Annotated in this window: 11 protein-coding genes; 1 reads left to right on the top strand and 10 read right to left on the bottom strand. The window is 58.9% G+C overall.

The features are described from left to right. Nucleotides 1-395 precede the first annotated feature (395 nt). The 6 genes from EDF56_RS25635 to EDF56_RS25610 all read right to left on the bottom strand — a co-directional run bounded on the left by EDF56_RS25635 (nt 396) and on the right by EDF56_RS25610 (nt 6,721). Nucleotides 396-587 carry a hypothetical protein gene (locus EDF56_RS25635; protein ID WP_132392985.1) on the bottom strand — a complete coding sequence of 64 codons (192 nt, stop codon included), beginning with the start codon at nt 585-587 and terminating at the stop codon, nt 396-398. A gap of 155 nt (nt 588-742) precedes the next feature. Next, nucleotides 743-1,147: a hypothetical protein gene (locus EDF56_RS25630; protein WP_165912405.1), complete on the bottom strand. Its 405-nt coding sequence runs from the start codon at nt 1,145-1,147 to the stop codon at nt 743-745. 298 nt (nt 1,148-1,445) lie between these two features. After that, nucleotides 1,446-2,348: a glycoside hydrolase gene (locus tag EDF56_RS25625; protein ID WP_243652861.1), complete on the bottom strand. Its 903-nt coding sequence runs from the start codon at nt 2,346-2,348 to the stop codon at nt 1,446-1,448. A gap of 78 nt (nt 2,349-2,426) precedes the next feature. Beyond that, nucleotides 2,427-5,360 (bottom strand): TonB-dependent receptor, encoded by a 2,934-nt coding sequence (locus EDF56_RS25620; protein ID WP_207905134.1) that lies wholly within the window; start codon nt 5,358-5,360, stop codon nt 2,427-2,429. 182 nt (nt 5,361-5,542) lie between these two features. Beyond that, the gene (locus EDF56_RS25615) at nt 5,543-6,367 is read right to left on the bottom strand and encodes an IS5 family transposase (protein WP_132392981.1); all 825 of its coding nucleotides are present in this window, start codon (nt 6,365-6,367) and stop codon (nt 5,543-5,545) included. A gap of 63 nt (nt 6,368-6,430) precedes the next feature. Continuing rightward, nucleotides 6,431-6,721: a barstar family protein gene (locus EDF56_RS25610; RefSeq protein WP_132392979.1), complete on the bottom strand. Its 291-nt coding sequence runs from the start codon at nt 6,719-6,721 to the stop codon at nt 6,431-6,433. 424 nt (nt 6,722-7,145) lie between these two features. Here EDF56_RS25610 and EDF56_RS25605 point away from each other — a divergent pair, with 424 nt between their 5' ends. Beyond that, nucleotides 7,146-8,318: an amidohydrolase family protein gene (locus tag EDF56_RS25605; RefSeq protein WP_165912404.1), complete on the top strand. Its 1,173-nt coding sequence runs from the start codon at nt 7,146-7,148 to the stop codon at nt 8,316-8,318. A 229-nt stretch (nt 8,319-8,547) separates the two neighbouring features. Here EDF56_RS25605 and EDF56_RS25600 read toward each other — a convergent pair whose 3' ends face one another. The 4 genes from EDF56_RS25600 to EDF56_RS25585 form a co-directional block, all read right to left on the bottom strand. After that, nucleotides 8,548-9,018 carry an SMI1/KNR4 family protein gene (locus EDF56_RS25600; protein ID WP_207905125.1) on the bottom strand — a complete coding sequence of 157 codons (471 nt, stop codon included), beginning with the start codon at nt 9,016-9,018 and terminating at the stop codon, nt 8,548-8,550. A gap of 20 nt (nt 9,019-9,038) precedes the next feature. After that, entirely contained in the window at nt 9,039-9,428 is a 390-nt protein-coding gene (locus tag EDF56_RS25595) for a hypothetical protein (protein WP_132392975.1), read from the bottom strand. A 638-nt stretch (nt 9,429-10,066) separates the two neighbouring features. Beyond that, nucleotides 10,067-10,384, bottom strand: coding sequence for a hypothetical protein (locus EDF56_RS25590; protein WP_132392973.1), 318 nt, complete (start codon nt 10,382-10,384; stop codon nt 10,067-10,069). 678 nt (nt 10,385-11,062) lie between these two features. After that, nucleotides 11,063-11,266, bottom strand: a complete 204-nt coding sequence (locus tag EDF56_RS25585; RefSeq protein WP_132392971.1) for a hypothetical protein — start codon at nt 11,264-11,266, stop codon at nt 11,063-11,065. Between the last annotated feature and the right edge of the window lie 1,186 nt (nt 11,267-12,452).

Raw genomic sequence — 12,452 nt, 5'->3', positions numbered from 1 at the left:
TCGCATTATCCAGGCTACTCATCAGTCCCTCCTCATTCAGGAGGGGGCCCAGTTCTATTTGTCGCTACCGGCCCAGTTTTGCATGGCGCCTGACACGCCCAAGCGTCTATAGCCGGATCAACTGCTGCATAGGCTGTCATTGCTGGAGTTTGCTTCGACCGCCGACTGATCGCAAGGTCGGCGAGTGCGGAAATGTCACTTTTAGTGGAATGACGGCCTAAGTCTACCTTAGGCCCTCCAAAGGCGAATTCCTCGATATTTTAAGTCTACCAACAGTAACATACACCGAAAATCGCGGATTTGCGTAAGTTTGGATGGCGCGCGGAATGTCTGCTGTTCAGGATGCCGCTGAGCGAGCCGAATGGCAGGCATGTTGGGGGGAGCGGACATTACCATCAGGCAATCATAGCCAGTACCGAGAGTACAGCGTATACGACGATTACGGTAGCCATAAGCCAAAACATGATCGGGCTCTTGTCGCGGCGATATGAGCCCCACATCAGTGAAATTTGACCAGACCAGAGCGACCAAGCAAGCATCGAAACGAAAAAAGTGGCGCTCAGGGCGGGGAAGACGCGATAGCTCATTTCGTCGCCCTCCCACGATCTTTCAATGCCTGCAATGTCGGCGAATCTGGAACGGCAAGTTTCCGGTTGTCACGTTGAAAATCAACCATTCTGCTTTCGGGAGCGCTGGTAAGCGGCCACATGAACGGAATGCTTGGGTTAGTGGTCACCCTCAATTATGTTTTATCGAACTTGTTCAGGAAATAAATCATCCCAAAAACGTCGATTGCAGCCAGCGGGAACAAGCCAACCAAAAATCCGCCGATAATATATTTAGGAAGAGCAAAAATTATGAGGAGGTGAATTCCTAAGATGCCAACCATCGTGGGAAAATACCAAGCCTTGTCACGCATCTCATAAGTAGCGTAAGCGATCAAAAACACGCAAAATGCTGAATAGCTTGCAATTCGCCCTCGCCCCAAATCATCCATTACATAGAACGGAATGATTGCAAACGCTCCTAAAGCAACCGCAAGCAACAGGGCGACATTGGTAAAATCCCGCAATCTATCTGTCCGGGGAGAAGGCATCCTAGAAACTCCGCACACGCTAAATTCACCACATCCCGCTTGATCGCCCATATCAAGTTACGCTGGGGAATGTCCATTCTGTCGGCGGCTCCGGGATGGCAGCGTTCCGGTTAAAAATGCTGAAAATCTGCCATTCCGCTTTGTTGGACTAAGAGTCCGTTTGAAAAATGCCCGCAGCGGCATTTTTGAGGCGGCACCGGCCCTCTCCTCCACCCTACCGCCTGCAGGATACTACCGATGGGTGGTAGGCCCCCTCAGCGAAAAGGTCCCCCGGACCTTTTCGTGTTCTTCGGAACGGGAGAGGGCCGGTGCCGCAAAATTCGCATTTCGCGAATTTTCAAACGGTCTCTCAGCAGGCCGCCTTCGCCGGCTTGTGCGGCAATGTCAGCCTGGCCGGATGGTCGTAGAACGCGTCCGCCGCAATCCGGTGGCTGGGCGAATAGACTTCCGCCAGCACGGCATAGAGCAGCGGATCATAGTCCTGCAGGTCGGCCGACGCGACGATGACCCTGCCGTCGGTGCGATAGGCCTTGTTGGAATTGAACCAGAACTGCGTTCCTTCGGCCCAGTATTCCTGCACCGTGACGGAGGCGTAGTCGTCCTTCCACAAGCCATGGTCCAGCGCATGGCGATAGGCAGCCTCAACCCGCGCATAGAGCGGCGGATCGACGTGCTCGATCGCGGAAAGTATGTTGTGCGAGAACTCGTGAACCAGGATGTTCTCGCCGAAATAGCGCGTTCCCGGCACCGCCAGCAGGTTCTCGGCCGCGCCGGTGGTATAAAGCCCGCCCATTCCGCGTGCCCGGCTATTCCAGTATTCGGCGTCCGTCATTGCGGCGATCCGGGCGTAGTTCTGTCGCTCGCAGGGGGTAAGCCGTTCGTCGTCGATGGCCGGCTTCTTCCAGTCCCGCTGCTCGGGCAGGTCCATCGTGCCTTCGTCGTTCGCCATCACGCCGACGCGCGCGCCGCTGCGGACCAGTTCGCGGCGGATGTCCGGACGTTCGTTGGTTTCGGCCAGCACGATGTCGCGCGCGATCAGCAAGGCCTTGTCAGGCACTTTCGCGGAGGAGACGACCGGGATGCCCCCGGCGTCGACAAACTTGCGATAGAACGGATCGAGCCCCAGCGAAGCCGGAACCGGGCCGACCGCTTCGCCGCGAACCGCGTCGCCGGTTTCGGCCGGAGCGGCGGCTGTGCACAGAACCCAGATGGAAAGCGCCAGGGCAAGCTGCCGCGCGGGCTTGACAGTCATGAGGGGAACTCTCGATGAAAGCAGAGCCCCGGACCCGACAAGGCGGATCCGGGGCTAGATCGATGCTTCCGGCCGCGATCAGCGGTGGAAGCGCAGGCTGAGGAAGAAGGTGCGCCCGATCACGTCGTAAACGCCGGACTGATAGCTCAGCTCGAAGTTCGCGCCGCCGGCTTCCGCGCCCGGAATGCGCGGCGGCTTGCGGTCGAACGCGTTGTTGAGGCCGCCCGACAGTTCCAGGAAGTCGGTCAGCGGGACGGAGGCCGAGAAGTCGTTGTAGAAGACGTTCGGCGTCCAGACCTTGCTGTACTTGTCGGCGGTGATCGAAGTGCTGGCCTTCATCGGCGAGAAGTGGCGCAGCGTCCACGTGAAGTTGAACCCTTCACGCGAATAGTTCGTGCGGACCACGCCCTTCCACTTGGGCGAGCCGAACACGCCGGCATATTCGGTGATCGAGTTCGGATCGGTGGGATCCAGCGTGTAGCGGCGGTTGAGCAGGCGCGTGTAGTTCGCGTCGATGGACAGCGTGCCCGCATTGGCGCCAAGGCCGATGCGTTCCAGCGGCAACGCGTAGCCCAGGCCGAAGTCGATGCCGCGCGTAAGGTATTGCGCCAGGTTCAGCTTCTGCGTGTTCACCGATTCCAGATTGCCATTGGCATCGCGCTGGATCAGCGGGCAGAAGATGTTGTCCAGCGTCGGCTGGTCCACGCACTTCTCGATCAGCGTCTGCGCGCCGAAGGCGTCGATCGCGTTGCGCAGGTCGATATTGTAGTAGTCGACCGTGAACGAGAAGCCCGGGATGAAGCGTGGCTGCAGCACCGCGCCCACCGTCAGCGTCTTGGCGGTTTCCGGCTTCAGGTCGAGGTTGCCGCTCGAAATGATGTCGCGATAGAGCCAGTAGCTGGCGGTATCGGCCGGGTTGATCGCCGCACAGTTGGCGGCGGTGTACTGGGTGCGCGTCGCGCGGTTCGCCAGATTGTAGGCGTTGCACGGGTCGGTGATCCACAGGCCCGAGATGCTGTTGGCGGTATAAAGCTCACCGATGTTCGGTGCGCGCACCGCCTGGCCATATGTGGCGCGGAAGCGGATGTCGCGAATGGGGGCCCATTCGCCGCCGAACTTCCAGGTCGTGGTCGATCCGGCCGTGCTGTAGTCCGACAGACGCAGCGCGCCGTCGACCGACAGCGTTTCGAAGAACGGCACGGCCTTCAGGATCGGCACGTGGAGTTCGCCGTAGACTTCCTTGACCGAGTACTTGCCCACCAGCGTGCCGGCGGTGGTGCCGATCGAGGGATCGTAGAGCGGGCTGTCGGGATTGTATTCGGGGATCGCGCCGATGTCGTTGCGTTCCTTGCGGTATTCCGCGCCCAACACCATCTGCACCGCGCCGCCCGGCAGATCGAACAGCCCGCCCGAGACGTAGCCCGAAAGCACCTGCTGGGTCAGCGTCGATTTCGACCAGTGCGAGGTATAGGTGACGTAGTCGATCATTTCCGGGGTCAGCGTGACCAGCGGATTGATCGGCACGCAGCCGTTGCCCGGATCGTCCAGCGTGCTGCGGCAGATGGCGTTGCCGTTCGCGTCGGTCGTGCTGTCCAGCCCCATGTACCAGCGGTCGTAGGCGGTGGAATTCACGTCGCGCACGCGCTGCGTGGTCTTGCCGTAAGAGTAGTAGGTCGAATAGTTCCACGGCTTGTTGAACAGCGTGAAATCGCCGTCGGCGCCGGCCACGGCCTGGAACAGCGTGCGGTCGTAATCGGTGCGCGGCGCCGGCAGTTCCATGAAACGGCGGGCGAACTGGACGCCGCCGTCGGGCACGGTGCCGCCGCTGGCCGCGCGGATCGCGTCGGTGATGTAGGGGCTGTCCGCCGGCACGACATCGGTGCCGAAGGCGGTCATCTGCAGGAAGCCCGCCTGCGACGTGTTGTGCGCGTACGTCGCGTTGGCATAGAGCTTGAGCGCGTCGCTCACCTCGAAACTGGCCGAGACGCGGGTGTTGATGCGCTGCGAGGGGACGGAGAGGAACCAGCCGTCGTAGCGGCCATTGTACTCGCCGCCGTCGGTCAGCAAGGTGCCGAGCGGATCGGTGGCGGTATTGAGATTGGTGGGCACGGCGTTGACGAAGCCGCCGGGGCCAAGGATCGGATCGCGCAGCGCGCCGGTGGTGCGATCGACCGAGTAGAGCTTGCCGCCCAGCACCAGCTGCGCCGAGTCCGACGAGTTGATGTTGCGGACGTGGTCCTGAATGAAATAGGGCGTCGAACTGCTGGTGCGCGCATAGATCGGATAGCCGTCCGCCGTCCACGGGCGGTCCGAACCGCTGACGGTGCCGGGCGTGTTCTCGAAGAAGCCGTAGACGGTCACATTGCCGCGATTGTCCGCGAAATTGGCGCCGGCGAGAAGGTCGAAGCCGTACGTATCCATGTCGCCGCGCGTCGATGCGCTGTAGCGGGTATTCGCCTCGATCCCCGAAAAATCTTTCTTGAGGATGAAGTTGGCGACGCCGGCCACGGCATCCGCGCCGTAAAGCGCCGAAGCGCCGCCGGTGATCACTTCCACCCGCTGGACGAGGCTGGAGGGAATGTTGCTGAGGTCAACCGCCGATGTGCCCGGAATGGCCGCTACCTGGCGGCGACCGTCGACGAGGACCAGCGTGCGCTGCGTGCCCATGCCGCGCAAGTCGAGTGCGTTGACGCCGGCATTGCCGGCCAGGTTGCTGGTCTGGTTGGTCTGGGTGATGGAAAGCGCGGGCAGCTGGTTGACGACGTCCGCGATGTTCTGCGTGCCGGCGGCCTTGATCTGACCGGCATCGACCACGGCGATCGGCGCGGGGCTGTCGGTGGCGGCGCGGCGGATGCGCGAACCGGTGACAACGATGTCGTCGGCCTTCGCTGCAGCGGGGGTTTTGTCCGCATCGGCGGGAAGTGTCTGGGCGAATGCTGCCGAACTGATGCCGAAACTGCCCAGCATCAGCAGAGTCCGCAGCCGCGCTGCGGAGGACCTCTGAAAAGCCATTGATAATGCTCCCTGTTCCACGCGCTGTTCCGCGTAGTACACGGTATACGATATCTTAAATCACAATGTGTCAAGCATGTTTCGCGCTTGCAGCGATCGTGTCGATGTTGTGCAAAGGATTGCAATCTTATTGCGCGGGTATGGGATCGCCTTGGCGGGGGCGTAAGAGTCTGTTTGGAAAATCAGGGGTGAGCGTTTCGGCGTAGGAGATTCCCGCCCATGGCGACGAGGATCATGGCCTGCGAGACGTCGATGCGCTTCTCGTAATCACGGACCAATCGGCGCCATCGGATCATCCAGCCAAAGGTCCGCTCGACGACCCATCGCCGGGGCAGGACCTTGAAGCCCCGCTGCTGATCGCTGCGCCGGATTACCTCGACGACGAAATCCAGATAGCTGGCCTTGTCCATGAGTTTCAGGCGGTCATAGGCGCCATCGGCGAAGAGATGTTTGATCCAGGGCCAGCGTTTGCGGATTCCATCCAGGATAGTCTGGGCACCCGCGCAGTCCGAGATGTCTGCAGTGGTCAGGTTGACCATTAGCAACCGTCCATCGGTATCGACGGCTATGTGTCGTTTGCGTCCGACAACCTTCTTGCCTGCGTCGAACCCACGCTTTTCTGCCGATGGTGCTTTGACCGACTGGCTGTCGATCACTGCTGCGCTCGCACTGGCCTCCCGCCCCTGGCGCTCGCGATCGAGCATCAGTTCGATGTCGTGGATTGTCTGGAACAGGAACCTGCGAGCCAATTCCCGGAACCAGCCATAGACAGTCTGCCATGCCCCGAAGTGGATCGGCAGCATTCGCCAGCCACAGCCCGAACGAACAAGGTAGCGCACGGCGTTGATCACCTCGCGAAAATCCACTTCGCGTGGACGTCCCCGGCGGCCCGGCCTGGGCATCAGGGGCGCTAGGCGATCCCATTCCTCATCGGTCAGATCACTGGGATAACGCTTCGTCTTCTTGGCAATCTGGGCCATTCGCCCTCGGCTATGCTGGGTCCACATGCGCAGCCTGAATCAGACACAGATCCACTCGGCAACCCCTGTCACCGATTTTCCAAACAGCCTCTAAGGTCGAAGCTCCAAATATGCGTCAGCCCCCGATACCCTTCGACCTTCCTTGAACATTTGAGCCGTCTTCAACAAGGTCGCTTTGAGAGAGACCGGCAGATTGCTGGCGCCATAGACGACAATGCGGAACGGCGGATCCACTTTGTTGATCTCGCCCGCGAAAATGCTGTCCTCTAAGGCGTCGAGGTTATGTCCATGCCAATCGGGCGCTCCCAGAACGGGCAGCAGCGCCTGATAAAAATCATCCGAGGACTTCCAGGCAGCGGCGTGAAGCTCAAACTCGATCATCGCATCAGGTTAGCTCGATCTGGCGCGCTGACAATGACTGCAATGTTGGCGGCTCCGGAACGACAGCTATTTCGCCACCACCATCCGAAAGCCGCCAGTCTCTTCACGGCCAGCCTTCGGCGTTCAGAATGATAAAGCGGACCGACCGTATCTGGGAACGGAGTATCGGCAGCTGAATGGCCGACAAGGGTCGACGACGGAAAGGCGCCCATCTCAGATCTTCAACCAAACTAGCGGCTTTCCCTTAGGCTGTCGTTGCCAGAAGCCTCGCGTTTTCTCCTGCGCGCTCATTGGCCGGGGGTGGATGCTAGCTTGCGCCCCGCCCCGCATTGCGCTCCATTGCCTGCTGGCCGCGGTGCGGTGGCCGACAGGGGTGTGCATGAATAGACTGGCAATGGTCGCGGCGTGTCTGGCCGCGTGGTGTATGAGTGAACCTGCTCTGGCGGAGGACTTCGCCATAATTGGCGCGCGGATCTACACCGATCCGCAGGCAAAGGCGCTCGACGATGGTGTCGTGATCATCCGCGATGGCCGGATTGCAGCCGTCGGGCAGCGCGGGAAGGTGGCGGTGCCACAGGGGCTGGAGGTCGTCTCGGGCACGGGGCGTACGCTCGTCGCGGGGTTCTGGAACAGCCACGTCCATCTGATGACGCATGACTTGCTCCATCCGAAAGTGGCAGAACCTGCCAAGCTGGAGGGGCAACTGCGCGACATGTTCACGCGTTGGGGCTTCACCACGGTTTTCGATCTCACCTCCAGCACCGCCAGCGCCACAACGCTCCGCCGTATGATCGCGGAGCGTCGCATTGCCGGACCGCAGATACTGACGGTGGGCGATCCGTTCTTTCCGAAGGATGGCACTCCGGTTTATGCCCGGCCGGTCTATGAGGCCGAGCATATCGCGATCCCCGAGATACGCTCGACGCCGGAAGCCGTGGCGCGACTGGATCGGCAGGCGGAGGCGGGCGTCGATGGCGTGAAGCTGTTCACCGGCGCGATCCTTGGTGCTGAAGAGGTGATGGTCATGCCGGCCGACGAGATCCGCGCGCTGACGGCCGAAGCGCATCGCCATCGCCTGCCGGTCTTCGCACATCCCACCAATAACGAGGGCATGAACGCGGCAGTGGAGAACGGCGTCGATGTGCTCGCCCATGCAACGCCGATCGCGGGGCCCTGGGATGCGGCGCAAGTGCGCAAGTTGGTGGTAGCCCATGTCGCGCTGGTGCCGACGATGATGCTGTTCGAAGTCTATCCATCGGACAGCACGCCGGTTGCCACTGTCGTCCAGCAGGTGCGCGCGCTGAGTGAAGGCGGTGGCGAAGTGCTGTTTGGCACTGACGCCGGCTTCATGGATGTGTTCGACCCAAGCGCGGAGTACCGTCTGTTGGGACAGGCGATGGACTGGCGTCATGTGCTGACGACCCTCACCACCGCCCCGGCGCGGCGCTTCGGCCAATCCCATGAGCGGGGCCGGATCGTGCCGGGACAGGCAGCCGACATGGTTTTGCTCGATGGCGACCCGGCGCTGGATGTGACAACTTTTTCAAAAGTCGCGTTGACGATCCGGGCAGGGGAAATCCTGTCCTCGATAGAGTGAGGAGTGCATGCCATTGACTTTTTGCGGCATGCAGGGCCGATTTCGGCGTGACGCTCAGGTCAGCAACGCGCCCGATTCAGTCATTCGGCAGCTGCTTTGATGATCCCGAAAGCGGTCGGTCTGCATTGCTACGCCGCCAGGACAAATTGCCTGAACGATTGGCAGCTATCGGGAAGTCCCTGAGCAGGCGCTGAATGACGGAAATTGGGGGAAGCGGACACTCGTTCGATTACTTGGTAAGACACCATTGCACGAAGCTTTCGAACGACGACGAAATAAATTCGATCGTTCCTGCATCATGGTCGTACCGATGAATCGAACCTTTTTCATCCAACATGATCGCATTTCCCGCGTGATCAGTCGAAACGACCAGCGACCTGTCAGAATAGGGCCAACCATCTGATCTGAAGCGCTTGGTAACATCAATTACAGAAGCATCGTCTTTGCTCATGGCATCAGAAGCACCACTTCCATAGACGGGATATGGACCCACAAGAGCGGCGCCGAACCGCTTCACAAATTCACGGTAGCTAGGAGACAGCGGAAATCCCGCGAATGCTTGAATAGCGTCTATCTGACTTTCAAGTGCAGGCCCCGCGACCAGGACTGGGTCACCATTGAGATCAGCATCCAGTTCGGCAAACATCAACCAAAAACCTCTTTTCCCCTTAACGGCGGAAAAGTTGGAGAGAGCAGACATGCTCGTCAACTCTGGATTTCTCAGTCGGGGAACGGCTGCCCTTCTGTCCAACCTAACGATATCAGTTCTTCAAGCTTGGCGAGGTTGACCGCAAAAGCCAGCACATAGAGTTTCTGCTCGGCTGTTAGCACTTCCGTGCGGTGTCTCTCTTCGCCGTCCACGATCATCCACCCGGTTGGTTGCCCGAGGGGGCCCAAAGGGTATCGCATGATGAGTTTTTGAAAGCGCTGGGGGATATCGGCCCGGCCTAGGCGCGTGACCATTTTCCGTCTCGCGGCCGATCCAATTGGAAACAAAATAGAAAACCGGAAATGCGTTAAATCGATGTCGTCAAACACCGCAATCACGTCGCCGAAGGTTGGATGGCAACCCACATGCTGAAGATAAGCTAGGCCCTCCGGAGTGGGCATTTGATATGTGGTTCCAACACTTCTCGTACCCATCGCCAATTTGTTCCATTAAGTTGAATTTAGGCCAGACATGTCCACGAACTCGAAATTTCTGCAATGGCGGCTCTACCGCCGGCCCGCTTTCAGATTTAAGCCTTGAAAGAAGACAGTCGACTTCTGGCCAGATGCCGCATCCGTCCTACAGCCTAGTTGTTGGGGGAGCGGACGCTGGTCAGGCGTCGCTTCGCGCGTAGTCGATCAACCGTTCGCACCGTTCTGCGGGGGCGCCGTCAAGGCAATCCAAGACCTCACGAGCGATAAAGGTCTCAAGAAAATAGCAGTAGCGCCTACCGTCCCGTTCCGTCGGCTCTGTAGTGTCCGGCGCAGGTGATACGAGAATTGCCTCGGCTTCACACGACCACGGCTCAGTGACGTAGATCGTAGTAATCTCGGCGGTCCACCCCGACGCCCGCGCAATTAATTCAATAAGCCTCATCCGCGCCTCCCCGTCGGAAGCGGCGTATCGGCTGTCACCCATGTCCGCAACGTCGGCGTGTCCGGAATGGCCGGTTTTGGATTGAAATCGCGCAATGCTGTCCTTCCGAATTCAGTGCGCTCGCGATGCCATCTCTATGACCGGCATGTCGGGGGGGACTGACTCAGAAATAACCGTCTGGATCCAAGTCTCGAAGGCCTTGAGACAGCGGCAGGCCTAAGCTTTCCCTGTCCAGCCAAATAACGCTGGCTCCATCATCCTTCCGCACCATTAAGAGATCTACGTGGGCGGACTGCATCGCAAGCAGCAGCGCTTGAATGCTGTCAACGCCAAGGACGTAGCGAGCCTTTGCCTTATCGGGCCAATCTATGACGTAGCGACAGGAGAAATCGCTTCCATCCCGTTCCGGCTTAAAGAACCTGCAAAAAACCTCGCAGCCATCAACCATGAACATACGTTCGGCGATTACATCATCTACCATCTTGAACTCCCCACACGGGGGGTAATGCGATGGCAATAGGTCCGCAACGTCGGCGGCTCCGGAACCGCAGGTTTTCCGTTAAAACTCCGAAAATCCGCCATTCCGCTTTGTCGGGGTTAGCCGCCGTTCACCGTTGGACGGTGCACCCACTTCTGAACAGTAGCGGTCGCCTTTGCGAGGAGAATGGGAAGCGCGTCAGTTGCTCCCTCCCAGCACTCATCGAACTCGCTTTCGTCATCGGTATCGACGGATCGAGCCGATACAACAATACGACCGGCAAAAGGGCGGGTCTATTGAGATTTGAAAACACTCGAACGGCCGTAGTCCCGGCAGGTAAGCGAACCTAGCGGGCTGATCCGCCCAGTCGGTAAAGAGCTTTTTGACCGTCGCTTGCGCCCAAGCGTCTATAGCCGGATCAACTGCTGCATAGGCTGTCATTGCTGGAGTTTGCTTCGACCGCCGACTGATCGCAAGGTCGGCGAGTGCGGAAATGTCACTTTTAGTGGAATGACGGCCTAAGTCTACCTTAGGCCGTCCAAAGGCGAATTCCTCGATATTTTAAGTCTACCAACAGTAACATACACCGAAAATCGCGGATTTGCGTGAGTTTGGATGGCGCGCGGAATGTCTGCTGTTCAGGATGCCGCTGAGCGAGCCGAATGGCAGGCATGTTTGGGGTTAGCTGCCGTTCCGTGGCCTGCGCAGTGACGCATACTTTTCGGGTTCCGCTTGTGATCGGTAGCGCCCGCCCGGCCGGTAAGGTGGCAGACGGTCAACCAGTGCGAACAAGGCCCGGATTATCAAACGATAGAACAGAAAATCGGCGACGAGCAACGCGATGATAACGGCTGAACCGATGGTGATTAAGAACGTCATGCTCAAGGCTGCTCTCCCAGTAGCCCCTTGATACCGCTAGATCGCGGCGACCGCTATGTCGGCGGCTCCGAACAGGCCCCTTGCAGGTTAAAATCTTGAAAAGCAGCCCTTCGGCTGAATGACCGACCTCTCTCGGCAACCGAATCAGGCGCCCTCAAAGTCGGAAAGTTGGGGAAGCGGACGTTAGGGGCGGCTAGGCGGAAGCACTGCTCGCGGATCCGCCCCTTCCATACAATTTCGTGAATGGGCGCATCCTAGCCGCTGTCGCATCATGCTGCGCACGAGTTCAATGCTACTGCACGGGGCTCTATCATCCCACTCAAATTGGGTCAGGGGGTGATAACCGGAGTTGCGAACTTGCTTTAATAAATAATCCAGCTCATCAATAGTAAGGGGGTAATGGTTCTAGGTAATTTCCCCTGACTTCAGGACATAAATCCGGTTCTTCACCGGAGTTTCCACGTCCGCTGGTATGCCGCTCCAGTATTGTTCGCCACTCAAAAAATCGGACGGCCGGGCATGGCAGTCAATCGTAGCACTTTGTGCAAGGGCTGCGAGTGATACCGCAACGGCGATAGGCAACAGATACATGGAAACACCTTACACTGTGCGCGGAGTTTGACGAGCATTGACGCCCGCAGAGTATTTGCAATGTCGGCGTGTCCGGAATGGCAGATTTCCGATTAAAACGCTGAAAGCCTGCCATTCGGCTTTGCTGGGGTTAGTTGCCGTGAGGCCTAGTAGCTGCGTCCCGCCGTTGCCGAACTAGGTCGGCCATGGCAACAACACCATGGAAGAACATCGCAGCCAGCCACGGTAATCCCACCCAGATTCTCTGCTCCGGAGGCTCGGCCAGTAAGAACGTGATGAAAGTACCGATCAAAAGAACGATGCAACTCAACCATCTAAGCCTAGTGAACGGCGTATAGCTGTACCTGAGGCTGGGCATGAATGACGCAGCGTGCGAGGTTAATAGCCGATCATAGATCGGTACGCCGAAAAGAGCGACCGGGATAGCAATCTCAAGAGACATCGTACGACTTTAGCAACGGAAGTCATGTCCGCAATGTCCCACATACGGCCCTTCGGGCCGGCAAGTGCCGGCACTCCAGGAATGGCCTGTTTAGGAAAGGCTCAATCTTGATCAGTGGACAGGCAAGTCTGCCACTCGAACCGATTTGTCATCGAAAAG

It is taken from the genome of Novosphingobium sp. PhB165 (assembly GCF_004341845.1).
In the GTDB taxonomy this organism is placed as follows: Bacteria; Pseudomonadota; Alphaproteobacteria; order Sphingomonadales; family Sphingomonadaceae; genus Novosphingobium.
The sequence above is the reverse complement of the archived record's forward strand: the minus strand, read 5'-3'. Positions and strand labels throughout refer to the sequence as shown.

What these genes read in the sequence shown, in the direction of transcription:
- EDF56_RS25635 (WP_132392985.1), bottom strand. Translation starts at nt 587, where the DNA reads ATGAGCTATCGCGTCTTCCCCGCCCTGAGCGCCACTTTTTTCGTTTCG.
- EDF56_RS25630 (WP_165912405.1), bottom strand. Translation starts at nt 1,147, where the DNA reads ATGGGCGATCAAGCGGGATGTGGTGAATTTAGCGTGTGCGGAGTTTCT.
- EDF56_RS25625 (WP_243652861.1), bottom strand. Translation starts at nt 2,348, where the DNA reads ATGACTGTCAAGCCCGCGCGGCAGCTTGCCCTGGCGCTTTCCATCTGG.
- EDF56_RS25620 (WP_207905134.1), bottom strand. Translation starts at nt 5,360, where the DNA reads ATGGCTTTTCAGAGGTCCTCCGCAGCGCGGCTGCGGACTCTGCTGATG.
- EDF56_RS25615 (WP_132392981.1), bottom strand. Translation starts at nt 6,367, where the DNA reads ATGTGGACCCAGCATAGCCGAGGGCGAATGGCCCAGATTGCCAAGAAG.
- EDF56_RS25610 (WP_132392979.1), bottom strand. Translation starts at nt 6,721, where the DNA reads ATGATCGAGTTTGAGCTTCACGCCGCTGCCTGGAAGTCCTCGGATGAT.
- EDF56_RS25605 (WP_165912404.1), top strand. Translation starts at nt 7,146, where the DNA reads ATGAGTGAACCTGCTCTGGCGGAGGACTTCGCCATAATTGGCGCGCGG.
- EDF56_RS25600 (WP_207905125.1), bottom strand. Translation starts at nt 9,018, where the DNA reads ATGTCTGCTCTCTCCAACTTTTCCGCCGTTAAGGGGAAAAGAGGTTTT.
- EDF56_RS25595 (WP_132392975.1), bottom strand. Translation starts at nt 9,428, where the DNA reads ATGCCCACTCCGGAGGGCCTAGCTTATCTTCAGCATGTGGGTTGCCAT.
- EDF56_RS25590 (WP_132392973.1), bottom strand. Translation starts at nt 10,384, where the DNA reads ATGGTAGATGATGTAATCGCCGAACGTATGTTCATGGTTGATGGCTGC.